Here is a 14181-nt window from a genome sequence, read left to right on the forward strand (position 1 = left end):
AACGCTCACCTCAGCCCTCGCGAATAATCGGCCGGACCGCCCCTCCAGCTCCCGACGCCCCATAGTCTACAGGCAGGATGACGCCATTGTGAAGGCTCGATCCGCCGCGCCGGTCGGAATCCGGCCGTCCGAGCCTCGATTCACGACATAAAGCGCTGTAAATAAACTATTTAAAATCACATTCCGAACCATGCCGGCCGCTCCGCGAGCGCGCTCGCGCCGGCGCTGGGCGCATAGCTTGCAGTCTTTTTCCCGAACGCCGGCCGATCGCAACAATTTGCTTCAAATCGGCACGGCGCCGAATCATCGGGTTGGAGGCAGGCCGTGTCGCGTTTCGCCGATCTTTCCATTCCGTCCCCGCCACAGGGCGCGGCGCGCGCTCGCGGCGAGCAGAGAGTCCCCGCGCGTCGCGGCTGGTCGCAGGCCATGCCGGGACAGAACACCGCCCTCGTGCGGGCGTCCTTTTCCGTCATGGCGGCGCTGCTCGATTTCGCCATCGTGCTGTGGAGCGCGATCGGCTGCGAGACTTTGTATTATTCGCTCGCTTATAATGTGAGCGGGCTGACGCTGCCCAATCTGCGCCTGTGCCTCTTCGCCGCGATCCTGTTCGTGCTGTCGAATGTGATGCGGCACGAATATTCGATCAAGAATTACCTCGATTTTTCCGGACACGGCTGGCGCTGCTTCCTGCTGTGGAGCGTCGCGGTTCTGTGCACGCTGGCCTTCGGATTTCTCGCCAAGGCGACGGAGGAGTCCTCGCGCGCCGCCTTCGTGCTGTTCTACGCCGTCGGCATGCTCGCGATCTACGCCGAGCGCGCCAGCCTCGTGCTGCTCGTCAAGCGCAGCGCCGAGCGCGGCGGCGTGTCGGCGCGGCGCGTCTTTCTCGTCGGCTTCGAACGCGAGATCGAGGCGTTCACGCGGCGCTATCATCCCTGGAAGAGCGGCATGAATGTCGTCGCCGCCGTCGCTCTGCGCGACGAGCCCGAGGCGCTCCGCGACGATCTGGCGCTGGCCCAGGCCTCCGCGCGCATGCTGCGGCCGGACGATGTGTTCATCCTCGCGCCCTGGTCGCGCACCGATGTGATCGACCATTGCGTCACCGCTTTTCTGCGCGTGCCCGCGTCGGTCCATCTCGGCCCCGAGCGCGTGCTCGACCGTTTCGTCGACGCGCATGTCAACAAGATCGGCGCGATCACCAGCCTCAACCTCAACGGTCGCCCGCATGACGCGCTGGAGATCCTCGGCAAGCGCGCCATGGACATCGCGCTCTCGGCGCTCGGACTCGTCGTGCTGTCGCCGCTGCTGCTCCTCACCGCTGTCGCGATCAAGCTCGACAGCAAAGGCCCGGCGCTGTTCTTCCAGCGCCGCTACGGCTTCAATCGCGAGCCCTTCCGCATCGCCAAATTCCGCTCCATGACGACGATGGAGGACGGCGCGAAAGTCACGCAGGCGACGGCGGGCGACGCGCGCATCACCCGCGTCGGGCGCTTCATCCGCCGCTACAATATCGACGAGCTGCCGCAGTTCCTCAATGTGCTGCGCGGCGACATGTCGCTGGTCGGACCGCGCCCGCATGCGCTCGTGCACGACCAGCTCTATGAGACCGAGATCGCGCTCTACGCCCGCCGCCACAATGTGAAGCCCGGCATCACCGGCTGGGCGCAGGTCAACGGCCTGCGCGGCGAGATCGACTCGCCCGAGAAGATCCGCGCGCGCGTCGAGCACGACCTCTATTACATCGACCATTGGTCCTTGCCGATGGACGCATGGATCATCTTCATGATCGTCTTCTCGAAGAAAGCCTATCGCAACGCGCTGTGAGCGCAGCCATGACATGCCTCGGAATGCGCAATGCCGTTATGGGTTTCCAGCGTCATGGCCGCGCTCGACGCGGCCATCCGCGCCGTAACGCCCCTGAATGCTGGAACATGAGCCGACATCATCGCCTTCTCCTTTTACGCATCTCGGTGGCCCGGCGTGGATGGACGAGCGCGGCATGACGATCCCTGGACATTTGTAACGCCCTCGCCTTTTTCGCTCAGCGCCTCGCACGAATGCAGTCGTGCGCGCGTCGACGCGCGCTGCGCTGCGGCCGCCGCCGCGCATCCTTCAGAGTTGCTTCTCACCTCGCACGGCTTTGCCTCTTTCCTGACGGCCGCGATGCCGAGCGCGAACCGTTTCGTCGCCCGACCCGCGCGAAACGCCGCAGCCGAAAGGCGTCGGTCGTCGCGGTGAAGCCCGTCGAAAGCGCCCTCGCTGCTGCTGGCCGACCTCGGCCAGCATGTTGCATCGCACGGCGAGTCGGACCGCGACCGGTCGTCCGAGCGGGCGCCTTTTGCGTGCTTCCTCTCGGGGTGATGGCGGGCCGTCACGCCGACGGTTTTCACGAAAAGCGGGGGCGGGGCGGCTCATTCTGCCGGAACGCGGTCACGCGGCGAAGCCCCGCCTCGGTTACCATGCCCGGTAACCTCACGAGACGACGAAATGATTTCGCACTCGACCAGCATGCCGGTCACGCCATTCTCGATGATCTCCAGAGCCTCTCCAGCCGCCGTCGCTATCACCGGCTTTTGAGCCATCATGCCCTCGACGATCACCCTGCCGAACGGCTCCGGAGCGATCGATGTGTGCAGAACCATGTCCACCGCGCTCATCAAATCCGGTATATCATTCCGAAAGCCCAAAAAATGGATGCGGCCGCGACCACCCTTGCGATCAAGCTCGATTCTCCCGGGCCGATCCTGTTTCGCCAGCCCCGAGTCGGTTTCAACGGCCGGACCTTCGAACTGTGGAAGTTTCGTTCGATGTTCTCCGAAAAGACCGATCTTCACGCCTCGGTTCAGACGCGCCGGAACGATCCGAGGGTGACGCGGGTCGGACGCTTCATCCGCGGCACGAGCATCGACGAGCTCCCACAGCTTTTCAACGTTCTTCGCGGCGACATGTCGATCGTCGGTCCTCGGCCGCATGCGCTGTCCACGCGAACCGAGGGCCACAATCTCGAGGAACTCGTCGACTATTACGCGGTTCGCCATCGCGTGAAGCCCGGCATGACAGGATGGGCGCAGGTTCAAGGTTTTCGTGGCGAACTCGACACATTAGACAAGCTCCAGAACCGCGTCGATTGCGATCTCTATTACATAGACAATTGGACATTCTGGCTCGATATCGATATCGTCGTCAGGACATTGATGATGATCTTTCGCGACAAGCGGGCCTATTGACGCGCCAATTCGGCCGTCGCGGACTCCGGCGGAAGAATGTTTTCTTCGTAGGTCTCTTGGATGCCTGAGACCAATGAGATTTCCTGGTCTCCACCCAAACGCCCAGATTCGATTCGAGCCGGCTGCTTCATCTGTTAGGACAGAGTCTCGCGGACGAGGCCTTCTTCCGATCACCAATAGCCCTTGGCGCCATTCGTCTGTGGCAAGAACATTGTGCGCCGGGACGGTCGATGTGCAACAGCTCACGGGCAAAGCCGTTAGCGGCCGCCGGATCGAGCCATCCACAGGCGTCGGCCCGCGCGCCGCTCGACGCTCCATCGACGACGCCGATATGCGTCTGATAAGGTGACGCGCTCGCCTCCGAGACCGCTCGCCTCTCATGTCCCTCTCGCTCATTCCCGTTCTGACGCCGCATGGCGCTCTGCGCCTCGAGGCGCGGGAGGACGAGGCGCCGCTCGACGATGCGATCGCGGCGCGGCTCGCGGCGTATTTTTCGCGCGGCGACGGTCATGGTCTGCTGCATCTCGGTCTCGCCGAGGCGGGAGCCGATCTGCCGCCCGGTCTCGCTTTTTGGCGCGGTTTTGCGATGCGCTTCGTGCGCTTGCTCTGCCTGTCGCTCGAGGCGGCGAGCGAGCCGCCGTCTGCGGGCGTGCTGTCGGAGCTGGTCGACGCCGCCCCGCCGATGGCGGGGGGCGAATATCTGACCGCGCACATCCTCGTGGCGGCATGGGGGCGGATGGCGGAAGCGCTTCGCCTCGAGCTCGCCGAGAGCCGCAACTCGCTCCGGGATTTCATGGCCGGCGCGGATCGCCGCTGGCGGCTGGTCGGGCGCGTGCATCTCAATCTCGCCGAGAACCGGCGCGATCCCGATTTTCCCTTCGCCTTCATGGCGACCTATGCGGCCTCGCTCGGCGAGCAGGGCGGCTTGCGTCATGCGCCGCTCGCGCAGGCGCTGCGCGACCATGCCGACGACAAGCGCAAGCTGCTCGAGCTGCTGGAGCCGGTCAGTCACGCCGCCGAGCGGCTGGATTGGCTGAAGGAGATCGTCGACGCCGGCGAGATTTTTCATCCGTTACGCTGGACGCCGAAGGACGCCATGCGCTTCCTCGAGAGCGTCGAGACGATGGAGGCCTCGGGGCTGATCGTGCGCATGCCGGCGAGCTGGCGCATGAATCGCCCGAGTCGTCCCGAGGTCGAAGCGACGATCGGCTCCAATGAGCCGTCGCGCGTCGGCGTCGAGCAGATGCTCGACTTCGACATGCGCGTCACGCTCGACGGCGAGCCGCTCACGCAGGAGGAAATCGAGAGCCTCCTCGAATCGACCGCCGGCCTCGCTCTGCTGCGCGGAAAATGGGTCGAGATCGACCGCGAGCGGCTGAAGGCGACGCTCGAGCGCTTCGAAGCGGTGGAGCGGCTCGCCGATAAAGAGGGGCTGAATTTCGCGCAGGCGATGCGGCTCGTCGCTGGCGCCGACATCGGCGCCAAAGCCGCGCCGGCCGATGCGAAATGGGGCCATATCGACGCCGGCCCCTGGCTCGCCGAAACCTTGCGCGCCTGTCGCGATCCGCAGGCCGCCGGCGAGGCCGATTTGGGCGCCGCGTTGAAGGCGGATCTGCGGCCCTATCAGAAGGCCGGCGTGCAATGGCTGGCGCTGCTCACGCGCCTCGAGCTCGGCGCCTGTCTCGCCGACGACATGGGCCTCGGCAAAACCATTCAGCTGCTCGCGCTGCTGCTCACAGCAAAGAGCCGCGCGCCGGAGGGGGGCGCGAGCCTTCTCGTCGCGCCGGCCTCGCTGCTGGCCAATTGGGCCTCCGAGGCGGAGCGCTTCGCGCCGAGCCTGCGCGTCGTCGTCTGTCATCCAGCCTTCATGGCGGGCGCGGAACTGAAAGCGGTCACGCCGGACAGTTTTTCGGCCGCCGATCTCGTCGTGACCAGCTACGCCACGCTCTTGCGTCTAAGCGCTTTCGCCGAAACCAGATGGCGCTTCGTCGTGCTCGACGAGGCGCAGGCGATCAAGAACCCCAACGCCAAGCAGACGCGCGCGGTCAAATCCTTGCGCGGGCAGGCGCGCATCGCGCTCACCGGCACGCCGATCGAGAACAATCTTCGCGATCTGTGGTCGATCTTCGATTTCATCAATCCCGGCCTGCTCGGAACCTCCAAGGCCTTCGCCGATTTCGTGAAGCGCCTCGCGGCCGCCGAGCCGCCCTCCTATGCGCCGCTGAAGCGGCTGGCGGCGCCCTATATCCTGCGCCGCCTCAAGACCGATAAAAGCGTCATCGCCGATCTCCCGGACAAGACGGAAGTTCCGGCCTTTTGCGCACTCTCCAAGAAGCAGGCGGCGCTCTATGAGGTCGCGGTCGACGAGCTGGAGCAGCGTCTGAAGCAGGCGGACGACGACATCGCCCGGCGCGGGCTGGTTCTGGCGATGCTGATGCGCTTGAAGCAGATCTGCAATCATCCCTCGCAATGGCTGTCGGACGGCGCCTATGAGCCGGCGCAGAGCGGCAAATTCGCGCGGCTCGCCGAGATCGCCGAGACGGTCGCGAGCCGTCAGGAGAAGCTGCTGGTCTTCACCCAGTTCAAAGAGATCATCGCGCCGCTCGAGCGTCTGCTCGCCTCGGTGTTCGGCCGCTCCGGCCTCGTGCTGCATGGCGATACGCCGGTGGCCAAGCGCAAGGACCTCGTGAAGAAATTCCAGGAGGACGAGACCATCCCCTTCTTCGTCCTGTCGCTGAAAGCCGGCGGCTCGGGCCTCACCCTCACCGCCGCCTCGCATGTCGCCCATTTCGACCGCTGGTGGAATCCCTCTGTGGAAAACCAGGCGACCGACCGCGCCTTTCGTATCGGCCAGAAGCGCAATGTGCTGGTGCATAAATTCGTCTGCCGTGGCACGATCGAGGAGCGAATCGATCAGCTAATCGAGTCGAAGCGGCAATTGGCGCAGGATGTCCTCGGCGGCGGCCAGGAGATCGACCTCGCGGGGATGAATGATCGGGACCTCATGGCGCTGGTGCGGCTCGATCTCGACGCGGCGATGAAGGAAGCGTGAGACATGTCCTACTTCAGCTATCCTCCCTACGTCCCGGTCGCCCAACGTCGCGCCCAGGCGGCCAAGGAAGTGACGAAGCTGAAGAAGAAGGGGCGCATCGTCACGCCGGTCGTGATCGAAGGCCGCAAGATCGCGCAGAGCTTTTGGGGCACGGCCTGGTGCGATAATCTCGAGCGCTATTCCGATTTCGAGAGCCGCCTGCCGCGCGGGCGCACCTATGTGCGCAACGGATCGGTCATCGATCTGCAAATCGCCAAAGGTAAAATCACCTCGATTGTCAGCGGCTCCGAGATCTACACGATCGAGATCGCCGTCACCCCGGCGACGACGGAACGCTGGAAGGCGATCTGCCGCGATTGCGCCGGCTCCATCGGCTCGCTGGTCGAATTGCTGAAGGGCAAGATTTCGAAGCACATCATGGAGCGCGTCTGCCGCGAGGGCGACGGCCTGTTCCCGTCCCCGCGCGAGATCAAAATGTCGTGCTCCTGTCCGGATGGGGCGCACATGTGCAAGCATGTCGCGGCGGCGCTCTATGGCGTCGGCGCGCGCCTCGATGCGCAGCCGGAGCTATTGTTCCTGCTGCGCGGCGTCGACAGCGCCGATCTCGTCTCCAACGCCGACGCCGCTGCGGCGGCGGCGCGACCGAATGAGAGCGAGCGCATCCTCGCCGCGGACGACGTCGCCGCGCTGTTCGGCATCGACATGGCGCCGGCGGCGCGGGAGCCCGTGGCGATCGCAGGCGGGGAGCACAGCCCCGCGCGCAAAGCCGGGGCTGAGAAAGCGCCGGCGTCGAAAAGCCCGAAGTCCAGCCGGGCGAGCCGGGGCGCCGCGAGCGCAGCCCCGGTGGCGCCCGCGCCGAAGACGCGCGGCTCGACGAAATCCAAGGCGCCCGCTTCGCCGTCCCCTGTGCCTGTCGTCGCAGCAGAGGCAAAGGCGCGATCGAAGACCGATGCGGGCGTGACGGCGCAAAAGCGGCGCGCGAAGTCGGCGCCCGTGATCCTCGACGCGGTAGAGGCGTCGAAAGAAGACTCGGGAACGAAAGGCAAGCGCGCAGCCCGCCGGCCCTCCGTGGCGCCGCCGGACATGGCAAGCGCCCCGAAGGCGACATCGCCCACAAAGAAGCCCGAGCCGTCGCTGCGCGCCGCCGCCGAGGGAAACAAGCCGTCTTCCCGCCGCGGGACGCAATCCGATGCCCGAACGCGCGCGGCGAAATGGATCGGCGCGAAAGCGAAAAAGAGCCGCGGTTGATCGATCCATGCCCGTCCGGTTAAGATAGACACCCGCGACATATAGGGATGCCTTCGCCATTCTTTCTGCGGCGTCTATGCGCCAACGGCGGACATTCTGGTCCGCGCGCTTGATGTCCGCTTCGGAGCCAGTTGCGGACTTAAATCGAGATCCGGCAGAAGGTCGGCTTACTCCGTGATTGGGGGCCCGCATAAATCACAAACTTTCCTTGTTAGTTTTGGAAAGCGTGGGTTGACAATTTGCATTCGTGTGCGCCGGGAGGCTATCGTGACGTCGCGTTTCATTACGGACGGACGGCGGGCCGGGCTCCTCGAAATCGAGACAGCTAAATGTCGCTCACTTCATTTTCGAAATAGGGAATTGCGATGCTTTGGTTTTTGGCTTTGGTTCTGGGGCCGTTCTCGCTGGTCGTCGGGTTGTTCATGACGATCGGCTCCTGGCGCGATCAACGCGACTTCCGGGAAATGACCGAGCGAGGTTACCACGCCATCGCATCGATCGCGCGAGCCTATCCGGCCACGCGTCAATCCGGGCAGCCCCAGACTTATCTGATCGAGCTTCGTTGGACAGATTCCTTCGGGCGGCCGCACGCCTACGGCCCGACCCACATCAGCGTCCGCTTCTGGCGTCAAATCACGACGGACGGTGAATTGACGACATCGAAGACGGAGGTCATTGCGCTAGCGGAGGCGGCTCGTCCTGTTATCCTCGCCGACATCGCGGAACGAAAGTTCCAGGACGAGGTCGGGATCAAGGCTGGCGTCGCCTTCCTCTTGTTTGGTCTTGCGCTCGTTGTTCCGCTGGTCGTTCATCTCTTCAAGAATCGCCGCGAGATCGCACGAGCGGTTCAGGACGCAGCGCAAGGTATCTGGAATTGGCGTCGGAATTCCGCGGCCGAGCGTTCCGCCGAGCTTCAGGATGCCATGAAGGAGTGGCGACGTTCGATGGACGTGCTTCTGGCGAACGAAGCCAATGCGCGCCTCGTGCGAGACAGCATTCGACGGCTGGAAGACGGCGGGTTCAGGATTGTTCCGACCTTGAACCGCGATCTACTCATGATCCGTGTTCTCCGCGAATGCGCGAGCCGGTCTCGAGCTGGCGACCTGGAGCAATTCTTCGCCGGCAGGAGTGATCTGATCGGCGGCAATACATTGGATCTCTTGATGCTGCTCGATCTGGCAGGCGAGTCGGACGCCTTCGACGACCTCTATGGCGGCAGCGATCTCCAGGCGGTCCTGCCAGACCTTTGGACCCTGAGCGAAGACGACCGTGTGACCATTCTCGACGCGCATTCCGCCTCGATTTTCGAAAACGCCGCCTCTATCAGCGTTGTCAACGAACATTGGCCCGGCGAATTCTCGAAGGAAAAGGTGAAGGAACTCGAAGCCCTCGCGGGCGGGGATTTCACCGTTCGTTCGGTTGCCGAGACGGAAAAACCGGAAGAGCTCGTCGTGGATCTGATGATGGACGACGGAGCCTCCGCACGTTTCGAGATGGGCGCCGCGAAGCGAATGGATCTGTCGCCGCTGTTCGAAACGGTGAACGCTCTTCTCGCGCGTCGAAACAAGGGACGTTTCAGCGTGATCTACTGCGACACCGAAGTCGTGACAGCGGTCTATCTTCGGCCGAACGAGCGACCAGCCTTTCACCGATGGGCCGAACGACAATGTTTTGCGGCCGGTCCGCTGCTGGAGTTCATGCAATAGCAGGCGAACCGCACGATCCACTCGACCGCCATGCGTTCCACGAGTGCGTCCATAACGGAATGACGACGACCTTCGTCAAGAAACCGCTTGATCGCGCACAACTACAGAAAATCGGAAGCGGCAATGTTTTCGTAGGGCCGTCAGATTTCGCCGGAAGCAGACATTCGAGGCGCGTTCGCCTTATGCCGCCTTTCCGCCCATTGTGGACGCGCAGACGAGTCCGATGCAACGTCTGATACGGGTCACGTTCGGCCAATGGGGCGGCGTCAGCGCGGCGCCCCGGCCGCGTTGTAGTGAGTGTCTGTCTTAACCGGACAGCCACAGTTCCATTGGCCGCTGTGATTTTGTTCTTTGTTCGTTCTCACACTTGCGCTAGGCTGAAGTCCTCTTTTCGATTCGGCGTGGCGCATGGCGACTCTCATCATCACGGAAAAATCCAGTCAGGCGAAGGACCTGCGCGCGGCGCTCGGGGCCCGCTATGGGCAGATTCTGCCGGCCGAAGGCCATCTGCTTCGTCTCGCCGAGCCCGACGAGATCAATCCCGCTTGGAAGAGCTGGTCCTGCGTCGTCCTGAAGCCCGACGGGCTCTATCCGACTCGCGCCGCCGCGCAGGGCAATAAGCCGGCGAAGCTCGCGGCCATACGGGCGGCGCTCTCCGCCTGTGACGATGTGATATTGGCGACCGATTGCGACCGCGAGGGCCAGCTGATCGGCCAGGAAATCCTCGATCATCTGAACTATCGCGGGCGCGTGCGGCGAGCTTTGTTCACCGCCCAGGACCCGAAGACGCTCCAGCAGGCCTTCGCCCGGCTGAAGCCCAACGCCGAGATGCGCCCGCTCTATGAGGCGGCGGTGGCGCGCCAGCAGGCCGACCAGATCTTCAATCTGTCGCTGACCCGAACCGCGACGAAGACCTTGCTCGCGCCCGGCGTGCGGGGCGTGATCGGGATCGGCCGGGTGAAGACGCCGACCCTGGCGATCGTCTGCCTGCGTGAATTGGAAATCCGCAATTTTCGCCCCGAGGATTATTTCGAGATCGTCGCCACGGCGACCGTCGAGGGCGGCGCCTTTCTGATGCGTCACGCGCCGGCGCCCAAGATGCGGATCAAGAAGCGCGCCGAGGCCGAGACGATCGCCGCGGCCGCCGGCGGCTACCGCGGGCCCCTCGGCGTCACGGTCGACGACAAGCGTCAGGTGCCGCCGCGTCTCTTCGATCTTCCGTCCTTGCAGAAGACCTGCGGCCAGCGCTGGGGCTGGACCGCCGACAAGACGCTGTCGGTGGCGCAGGAGCTCTATGACGGCGAGGGCAAGAAGCTGATCACCTATCCGCGCGCGGAGGCGCGCTACCTCGCCGAAAATCAGATCGGCGACGCGCCGGCCATCGTCGCCGCTCTGACGCGCCTGCGCGGCTTCGCGCAGCTCGACATCGCGTCTCCGGTGATCCGGCGCGGGAAATCCGGCCATTTCTGCGACAAGGCGCTGGAGGGCGTGTCGCATCATGCGGTCGTGCCCAATGTCAATGTTCTCGACGATCTCGAAACGCGGCTGACGCGGCTCGATGACGACGAGAAGCGGCTGTTCGCGCTCATCTGCCGTTCCTATCTCGCCGCGGTGATGCCCGATTACGAATATCGGCAGACCGTCGTCACAATGGCGGTTCCCATTCCCGGCCGAACAGCCGCGGAGTTCCGCGCCGTGGGGCGGATTCCGCTGCGGCTCGGCTGGAAGGCCGTCTATCAGGCGCATGAGCCGGACGCCGAGACCGAGGCGGAGCAGACGCTTCCCGCGCTCCGCGACGGCGAGAGCGCGGTTCTGTCGGACGCGCGCGTCGAAGCGAAGCGAACGCAGCCGCCGCCGCGCTACAACGAAGGCACGCTCGTCGATGCGATGCAGAATGCGTGGCGCTTCGTCGAGGACGCGGCGCTTCGCGACCGGCTGAAGGAGGCCAAGGGCATCGGCACGCCGGCGACCCGGGCGGAAATCATCAAGGGATTGAAGCGGCAGAATTTGCTGACGGCGGATGGCAAGCTCGTCGTGCCGACCCCGGCCGGCTTGCAGCTGTTCGAGCTGTTGCGCGGCGCGGCGCCTGCGCTCGTCGATCCCGCCACCACCGCTCTATGGGAGATGCGCCTCGACGAGGTCCTCGTCGGCAAGGCCGACTATCATGCGGTGATCGACGGCGTCGCCACGGCCGCGCGCGAGCTGATCGAGGCGCTGGTCGAAAAGTCGATCGGCAAGGTCGAGCTGGCGGCCTCCGCGCCGGCGCGTCGACGCCGGGGCGCGCCGGCCGCCACCGCGAAGAGCGCCGGCGCGGGGCCGCGTCGTCGTGGATCGAAGACGCAGCGTGCGCCGAAGGCGAAACCGCCCGAGACGGACAGCAATGAGCGCGGCGGGCGTTCGAAAGCGCCGACCGACAAGATGGTCGCCTATGCGGAAAACCTGTCGCGCGCCAAGAAAGTGAAATTGCCCGACCTCTATCGGCAGGACTTCGACGCCTGCCGCAAGTTCCTCGACGAGCATGCGAGATAGCTCGGCTCCTATGTTCCCTTCACATTTCACGATCGCCATTCCAAACGCTCGCCCGTCACGGCGCGAACAACAGGTCGAGATCGGCCTCGGTCAGAGCGAGGGTCGGGGTTCCCTCCGGGTCGAACAGGCTCTCGGCCAGCGCGCGCTTCTCGTCCTTCAGCGCCTGTCATCTTCTCCTCGATCGCGCCGGCTGGGCGCGGTCAGCAGCGCGTCGCGCCAGCCGTAGGCTGGTTGATCGCTGCGGCTCGCGCGAGAACGCCGATGTGACCTAGCTCCGAGCGTTCCGCGACGAAGTGCCGCTGCGCTATGAGCTAATTGATATCTTTTCAGTTCCTCCGCCACTGCTGTGCAAAGCGGGAAGTTTCGGTAATTTGCGAGGGAGAGGTTCTGGTCTCGTTAGGCTCCTCCGCGTAGCTTCAACTTCAGCGTCTCAAATCGCTCGATCTCCCGCCGCGCGGAACTTCTGCGACGGAAGGACGGTGATGCAGCACGACCGGTTCGGACGAGTGTGCAAAGGCGCGAGAGACGGACTGGGAGATGCGCATGTCCAGATGGCCCTTTTCACGTCGATCCGACTTCCTGCGCGAGCAGCCTTCGACCGACAGTCGACCGCGTTCGCTCATCGGCCTCGTTGCGGCCTTCGCGCTGTCGAGCGGCGCGCTGTCGGCGGACGCGCAGGCGCAGACCGCCGCCGAGTGGACGACCGCGGGCGGCACGTCGCAAGGCACGCGCTACAGCAAGCTCGCCGAGATCACGCCCGCCAATGTCGGCTCGCTCGTAGAGGAGTTCTCCTATCCGACCGGGACCAAGGGCAGCCACCAGGGCAGCCCGCTGGTCGTCGGCTCGGTCATGTATGTGGTCACGCCCTTTCCCAACAAACTGATCGCTCTCGACCTAACGCGCCCCGGCATGGCGTTGTGGACCTTCGATCCGAGACCGGCGGGGTTCGCGCGCGGCCTCACCTGCTGCGACATCGTCAATCGCGGCGCGGCCTATGCGAAGGGGCTGGTCGTCTACACGCTGCTCGACGGCAATGTCGTCGCCGTCGATGCGAAGACCGGCAAGCAGGTCTGGCGCAAGAAGGTCGCCGACCCCTGGACCGGCGAGACTCTGAATACCGCGCCGATCATCGTGCGCGACAAGGTGATCTTCGGCAGCTCCGGCTCCGAGATGGGCATCCGCGGCTCGGTGCGCGCGCTCGATCTCGCGACCGGCGCGCTTGTCTGGCAGGCCTATTCCACCGGCCCCGACGCCGAGGTGAAGATCGATTCGAGTTTTCATCCCTTCTACGCGAAGGATCAGGGCGTCGATCGCGGCGCCACGACATGGCCGGGCTCGCTGTGGCGGAACGGCGGCGCGAGCTCCTGGACCTGGGTCACCTATGATCCCGCGCTCGATCTCATCTTCTATGGCACCTCGCAGCCCGGCACTTTCAATCCGGACATGCGTCCCGGGGAGAACAAATGGGCGGCGACAATCTTCGCCCGCAAGCCGGAGACGGGGCAGGCGGCCTGGGCCTATCAGACCGTGCCGCACGACAATTGGGATTATGACGCGACCAGCGAGAACACGGTGGTCGATCTCACCATCGGCGGCGTCAAGCGCCAAGTGATCGTCAACTTCCACAAGAACGGCTTCAATTACATCCTCGACCGCGCCACGGGCGAACTCGTCAGCGCCAAGCCTTTCGCCAATCTCAATTGGGCGACGGGCGTCAGCCTCACGACCGGACTTCCATCGGTCGTCGCGGCGAAGCGCACGCATGAGGGCGTCGCCACCAATGACATTTGCCCCTCCGCCTTCGGCGCGAAGGATTGGGAATATTCCACCTATTCGCCGAAGACGAAACTGTTCTATTTCGGCGCGATGAACCTGTGCATGAATTACGAGGCGCTGAAGGTGAATTTCATCGCTTCGACGCCGATCGTCGGCGCCAGCCTCGCCATGTATCCCGGTCCCGGCGGCAATATGGGCGAGTTCGTCGCCTTCGATCCGGTGGCGGGCAAGCGCGCCTGGACGATCGCGGAGCCGCTGCCAGTCTTCGGCGGTGCGCTGTCCACGGCGAGCGGCGTCGGGTTCTATGGAACGCTCGACCGCAAGTTCAAGGCGGTCGACGCGAAGACCGGGCAATTGCTGCTGTCGAAAGATCTCGAATGCGGCGTCGCTTCGGCGCCGATCACTTTCTCGGGTCCCGACGGCAAGCAGCGCGTCGCCATCACCACCGGACTCGGCTTCATCAACGGCGGCTTCGCCGGCGGCCCCTGTCCGGCGGGCGCCGTCTTCGGCGAGGATTCGGTCGCTCCGGCCAGCCCCTCGGGACGCGCGGCGATCGAGTTCGGCGCGACGGCGGCGCCGGCGGCTCCGAGCACGGCGACCAGCGGCTATGTGCATGTGTACAAGCTCCCGTGAGCGCGGCGAGGCG

8 protein-coding genes are annotated in these 14181 nt (G+C 64.7%); 7 read left to right on the plus strand and 1 reads right to left on the minus strand.

All coding sequences use genetic code 11. The annotated features are described in order from the left end of the window. The first annotated feature begins 324 nt into the window (after window positions 1-324). Complete coding sequence (locus CQW49_RS15845) at window positions 325-1821, plus strand: exopolysaccharide biosynthesis polyprenyl glycosylphosphotransferase (protein WP_003610070.1); 1497 nt, start codon at window positions 325-327, stop codon at window positions 1819-1821. Window positions 1822-2408: 587 nt separating this feature from the next. Here CQW49_RS15845 and CQW49_RS25660 read toward each other — a convergent pair. Beyond that, window positions 2409-2654: a glycosyltransferase gene (locus CQW49_RS25660; RefSeq protein WP_024749609.1), complete on the minus strand. Its 246-nt coding sequence runs from the start codon at window positions 2652-2654 to the stop codon at window positions 2409-2411. Window positions 2655-2687: 33 nt separating this feature from the next. Here CQW49_RS25660 and CQW49_RS25665 point away from each other — a divergent pair, with 33 nt between their 5' ends. From CQW49_RS25665 to CQW49_RS15875, 6 genes are all read left to right on the plus strand, one after another. After that, window positions 2688-3224, plus strand: a complete 537-nt coding sequence (locus tag CQW49_RS25665) for a sugar transferase (protein WP_003610068.1) — start codon at window positions 2688-2690, stop codon at window positions 3222-3224. A gap of 379 nt (window positions 3225-3603) precedes the next feature. Continuing rightward, window positions 3604-6276, plus strand: a complete 2673-nt coding sequence (locus CQW49_RS15855) for a DEAD/DEAH box helicase (RefSeq protein WP_003610067.1) — start codon at window positions 3604-3606, stop codon at window positions 6274-6276. A 3-nt stretch (window positions 6277-6279) separates the two neighbouring features. After that, the gene (locus tag CQW49_RS15860; protein WP_003610066.1) at window positions 6280-7524 is read left to right on the plus strand and encodes an SWIM zinc finger family protein; all 1245 of its coding nucleotides are present in this window, start codon (window positions 6280-6282) and stop codon (window positions 7522-7524) included. A gap of 365 nt (window positions 7525-7889) precedes the next feature. Next, window positions 7890-9230 (plus strand): hypothetical protein, encoded by a 1341-nt coding sequence (locus CQW49_RS15865; RefSeq protein WP_003610065.1) that lies wholly within the window; start codon window positions 7890-7892, stop codon window positions 9228-9230. Window positions 9231-9638: 408 nt separating this feature from the next. Then, window positions 9639-11759 (plus strand): DNA topoisomerase, encoded by a 2121-nt coding sequence (locus CQW49_RS15870; RefSeq protein ID WP_003610064.1) that lies wholly within the window; start codon window positions 9639-9641, stop codon window positions 11757-11759. Between the two features lie 543 nt (window positions 11760-12302). Next, the gene (locus CQW49_RS15875) at window positions 12303-14168 is read left to right on the plus strand and encodes a PQQ-dependent dehydrogenase, methanol/ethanol family (RefSeq protein WP_157926088.1); all 1866 of its coding nucleotides are present in this window, start codon (window positions 12303-12305) and stop codon (window positions 14166-14168) included. Window positions 14169-14181: the final 13 nt, after the last annotated feature.

Origin of the sequence: Methylosinus trichosporium OB3b (genome assembly GCF_002752655.1) — a bacterium.
In the GTDB taxonomy this organism is placed as follows: domain Bacteria; phylum Pseudomonadota; class Alphaproteobacteria; order Rhizobiales; family Beijerinckiaceae; genus Methylosinus; species Methylosinus trichosporium.

Bases quoted from the DNA above. Each gene is read 5' to 3' on its own strand.
- CQW49_RS25660 (WP_024749609.1), bottom strand. From the start codon at position 2,654: ATGAGCGCGGTGGACATGGTTCTGCACACATCGATCGCTCCGGAGCCG.
- CQW49_RS15855 (WP_003610067.1), top strand. From the start codon at position 3,604: ATGTCCCTCTCGCTCATTCCCGTTCTGACGCCGCATGGCGCTCTGCGC.
- CQW49_RS15865 (WP_003610065.1), top strand. From the start codon at position 7,890: ATGCTTTGGTTTTTGGCTTTGGTTCTGGGGCCGTTCTCGCTGGTCGTC.
- CQW49_RS15860 (WP_003610066.1), top strand. From the start codon at position 6,280: ATGTCCTACTTCAGCTATCCTCCCTACGTCCCGGTCGCCCAACGTCGC.
- CQW49_RS15870 (WP_003610064.1), top strand. From the start codon at position 9,639: ATGGCGACTCTCATCATCACGGAAAAATCCAGTCAGGCGAAGGACCTG.
- CQW49_RS15875 (WP_157926088.1), top strand. From the start codon at position 12,303: ATGTCCAGATGGCCCTTTTCACGTCGATCCGACTTCCTGCGCGAGCAG.
- CQW49_RS25665 (WP_003610068.1), top strand. From the start codon at position 2,688: ATGGATGCGGCCGCGACCACCCTTGCGATCAAGCTCGATTCTCCCGGG.